3 protein-coding genes are annotated in these 3,701 nt (G+C 38.4%); all 3 read right to left on the bottom strand.

Translation table 11 applies throughout. The annotated features are described in order from the left end of the window. Window positions 1–392 precede the first annotated feature (392 nt). Window positions 393–2,480, bottom strand: coding sequence for a glycoside hydrolase family 16 protein (locus tag WBN20_RS05435; RefSeq protein WP_424280992.1), 2,088 nt, complete (start codon window positions 2,478–2,480; stop codon window positions 393–395). 1 nt (window position 2,481) lies between these two features. Beyond that, complete coding sequence (locus WBN20_RS05430) at window positions 2,482–2,778, bottom strand: hypothetical protein (RefSeq protein ID WP_424280991.1); 297 nt, start codon at window positions 2,776–2,778, stop codon at window positions 2,482–2,484. Between the two features lie 414 nt (window positions 2,779–3,192). Beyond that, window positions 3,193–3,701: hypothetical protein (locus tag WBN20_RS05425; protein WP_424280990.1), on the bottom strand; the 509-nt coding region annotated here is incomplete at its 5' end.

The raw sequence follows: 3,701 nt of genomic DNA, 5'->3' as shown, positions 1-3,701 counted from the left end.
AAGTAAGCATGGGGCTATACTTCTTTTTCCTATTTATTTAGGAATACCTATTGTGAAATCTAGATGCATTAAATAGTTATAGCGAAACTAGGTTAGTCTTATATACCTTGGTTTAGCGAAACCAATGTAATTCGTTTAATTGCCGGAACCTCTTCTTGATCAATTACCAATCATCCATTCACCATCGTTTTAAAGTTTCCGTATGTCAGGTTCCATTAAGCTTATCGTATTTACCAATGAAACCAAATTTGCTTCTCCTTAAACTATATTTTTTTATACAATAGCAGCTGAAACTAAATTCAAAACTTGTACCTCATCAACATAATATTGGAATAAAAAAGGCCGGTAGCATAATTCAAACTACCGACCTTTTGCAATCCTATTATATTCATTTATTGATAAACTCTTATATAATCCACTTCCATGGTGTCTTGGGTAAACGCACTATCAATAGCTCCACCAAGTGTACCTCCCATGGCGATGTTCATTATGAAAAAGAAATCAGCGTTAAACGGAGTTGCAGAAGAATTCACAAAACTGGTATGGATAAATTCATCATCGACCACGAACTTGATGCTGTCTGGAGTCCATTCCACCGTGTAATTATGAAACTCAGAAGTTGCTGTGGAAATGGGGATAGAACCAGTTACAGCAGTTCCACCAAAATTTCCTGGATAATGTAAAGCACTTGAAACAATATTGGCACTGTTTCCAACATGTTCCATAACATCTATTTCACCACAATCAGGCCATCCAACTGTATCGAAATTAGCGCCCAAGGCCCATAGTGCAGGCCATGTACCTCCACCAGAGGGGAGTTTAGCCCTAATCTCTACACGACCATATGTAAACTCATATAAGTTCTCTGATTTAATTCGTGCAGAAGTATAGGCACCTGCAGGACTCACTCCAAAATCGAAGAATACAACGATTCGATCAAAATTATATGCCGGAGCCATGCTAAAATCAAAAGTCAGAGTTTCCCAACTTTCAGACACGGTGGTATTCATGTCAACTTCAAAATTTTCATCGGCATTAGCAGAATTTTCAAGTTTTAGTTTCACAATCGCTCCCACTGTTGGAGACCAGGTTTTCATACTAATACTTGAATATGTTGTCAGATCCAATGGGGCGGACACATCAAAGTAAGATCCGGCCCAAGTTTCAGCGCCTAAAGGTTTGGTAGACTCTCCCACCATGGCAGATGTATTTGCACCAGAGGCATCAGGATTGGCCACAACCTGTGTCGATGCACCTCCAAAACCTGAAAAAGTTGGTGCAGTTCCTTCGAAATCATCAACTGACGAAGTGGCTCCGCCCGTGGCAACCAAAGTAATATCATCAAAATAGTGTACCGCGTCTTCTCCGCCCTCAGACTTGGCTGTAATTTTTAGCATTCCCCCTTCGACGACAACATTGCCGGGATCATCAGTATAGGTTTGCACCTCGTTATTTCCCCATCCTCCTGCACCAAGATCGTAGGTCCAATTGGAAGGATTAGGAGCACCGTCTACATCAAACTCATCTGACCATACCAAATTAGTATAAATGCTTTCAAGCTTTTCGTCTCCGCCTCCGGTTGCGGGTTCTGAAGAAAATCTATGATACCACGCCAAATCTGGATTGAGGGGGTCATATGTTCGCACATATAGTAAATCTTCACTTATGGATAGAATTTCATAGGTAGAAGACCCAACGTAATATCCCATAAACCCGTCATCGGAATAATCTATTTGCGTTCCTGTCGTTTCTGCCTCAGGTACATTGCCCTGGACGGATGATAGCGTAACTGTTTTGGTACCCGAAGTATCAAAATCATAACAAAAATCGTCGACCTCGGTACCTCCGACCACATCTTTGTGCGCGGAATTGAAAAAAGTCTGTCCCTTGTTATCGAGGGAATAAGATATTACGTCGCCATCGACTGAAAAGGTCAGTTCATCGTCACATAGGCAATCCGAATCAGGGCTACCACACTTTTCGAAAGCTTGGGCTGAATACCATTTGGCGTACCACCAATCTCCGTCGATTCCTTCCCGTGCAGGACCTACCCCGAGGTGTCCCGGTTCTGCCGCCGACAAATACCATGTTTTTGAATCATCGTTGGTCAGGTAAGAAATTATCTCGGCAAACTCCGACGCTTCCCCGTCAACATTTACTTCTATTTGAATTGTCTCCGAAACACTTAAGCCCCCAGAACCATTTGCGGTTACAGTAACACTATAGGTATTCTGTCCTCCCATATCATAGAACTTTACCACATTGCCTGTAAATGATTCTTGAGATGTACCATCTCCAAAAGCAAATGTAAATGAAGAGGTATTTGTAGCCTTTGCCTCGAACGTAACCTTTCCGGAACCATCATTACTAATTTCTGATGTAACTACAAGATTAGATGGGGTCAACAGCTCGGGAGTTTCCTCAGAACAACTCAATAAAATCAAAAAGAGTGTCGAAATAATGTAATTGATATTTTTCATATTATTCTTTTTTAAACTCGTTACGGCTTTGTTTCAGAAACAATCCTGGTCTTGAATCAAACATTGGAATATATTCTGCCATTAACGTACTTTTGCAATTTTGCAATATAATGGTTTTGTAAGGAAAATCCATATTAATTACACTTATTACATTATCCGGAGCCAGCCACAAATTGTGTTCGGCATCTTCATAGAGGGATAATAATGTATTGTTATTCAGGTCTTTTTCCTGTCTGGCTTTATTGTTTTCAATGCTTGAGTGCCTGTTGACCCAACGCTTTAAAAACAAAAAATCCAACCACTTTCGTGATTGGATTCTCTTGGTCGGGCTTGGCCAACGAAGTTCATCTTTGATGAACGTAGTTGGGGTGGCAGGAAGCTGCCAAATCCGTTCAAATATTTAAATATCAAATAGTTACACAGTTAATCCTTGCTGCGATTCACCGAATCGTTCACTAAATGCAAAAAGAACTATTTTAAGGCAAACTGTATTGCCGCTTTGTTACTATAAAGATACAATCAATATTTGATATCATGTGACAAAGTTTTGGTTCAAAAATAGTGTTCGTTAAGATACATCCTTTACAAAAGTTATAGATTAGGGTTTACACTAAATTAGTTTCTAACCTTACTGATTGTTCTTTAGTTTCATTTTCGTTTCAGCGAATGATTAGAGCTATTGGTCATACCCGTTGTTAGCCACTGGCTTTTATTAATCTAATTTTTCAAACTCGAATGGGATTTCCATTTCAGCATTGGAAACAGAGGCATTTATTTTATCTCCATTTTTCCAATATTTAATCTTGTTCGGAAAGTCAATCTCATTGTTTTCGCAAGTAAATTCATTTTCACTATGACTTATTCCATTAAATGTAATTGATTCAGCTTCTTCAGGTACTTTTACAATTATATTCCATCTATCATTTGATTTTATCAGTCGAATATCTTCTTGCTTAATTGTGTCACTGTTCTGCATTGTGAATCCAATTCCAGTATATTCAGTTTCACTTATTTTTTCCCAGTTTTCAAATGTTTCTTTTCCTTCTTCTTCATTCAGTCTTTTCCACTTACCTAATAACCAATCAAAACTTTCGGTTTGTTTAGTTAATTCAGTTGGATTTTCAGTCGACTTACTGTCCTCTTTTTTAGTTTGGTTGCAGGAAATAAATAAAATTCCAATCAATAAAATAATTATTTTTTTCATAATTTTTCTTTTATCAG

It is taken from the genome of Eudoraea sp. (assembly GCF_049665975.1).
In the GTDB taxonomy this organism is placed as follows: domain Bacteria; phylum Bacteroidota; class Bacteroidia; order Flavobacteriales; family Flavobacteriaceae; genus Eudoraea.
Note: the sequence above shows the minus strand (reverse complement) of the source record. Positions and strands in the feature narration are given on the sequence as shown.